Source organism: Micromonospora sp. NBRC 101691 (genome assembly GCF_030269285.1).
In the GTDB taxonomy this organism is placed as follows: domain Bacteria; phylum Actinomycetota; class Actinomycetes; order Mycobacteriales; family Micromonosporaceae; genus Micromonospora; species Micromonospora echinospora.
On sequence record NZ_BSTB01000062.1, the window covers coordinates 1 to 453 of the forward strand.

Here is a 453-nt window from a genome sequence, read left to right on the forward strand (position 1 = left end):
CTCAGTGGGTGTCCGAGGGGGACGGTGGTGCCGGCCTGTTCTCCGTGTTTCCAGGGGTACTGGGTGACGCAGAGGGTCATTTCGGTGGGGCCGTAGGTGGTGCGGACGATGGTGGTGGGGCAGTTTTCGAGGGTGTGGTTGACGGCTTGGGCGGAGATGATGTCGCCGCCGGTGGTGACTTCGGTGAGGTCGGTGAAGGCGTTGACGAGTTCGTCGGCGACGACGCGGAAGAGGCCGGCGGTGAGGCTGAGTCGGGTGATTTTGTGTTGGTGGATGAGGTTCTGGAGGGCGGCGGCGTCGAGGTTGCCGGGTGGGGCGATGACGACTTGTCCGCCGGCGAGGAGGGGTCCCCAGAGTTCCCAGGTGGAGGCGTCGAAGGCGTGGGGGCTGTGGAAGAGGGTGCGGTCGTCGGTGTGCATGGTCCAGCTGGGGTCGCGGACGAGGTCGACGACG

The 453-nt window shown here is 66.7% G+C and carries 1 protein-coding gene; it reads right to left on the reverse strand.

All coding sequences use genetic code 11. From position 1 onward, the window contains the following. Positions 1-419 (reverse strand): AMP-binding protein (locus QSK20_RS31955; RefSeq protein ID WP_285792327.1); only part of this gene is annotated, 419 nt, incomplete at its 3' end. Positions 420-453: the final 34 nt, after the last annotated feature.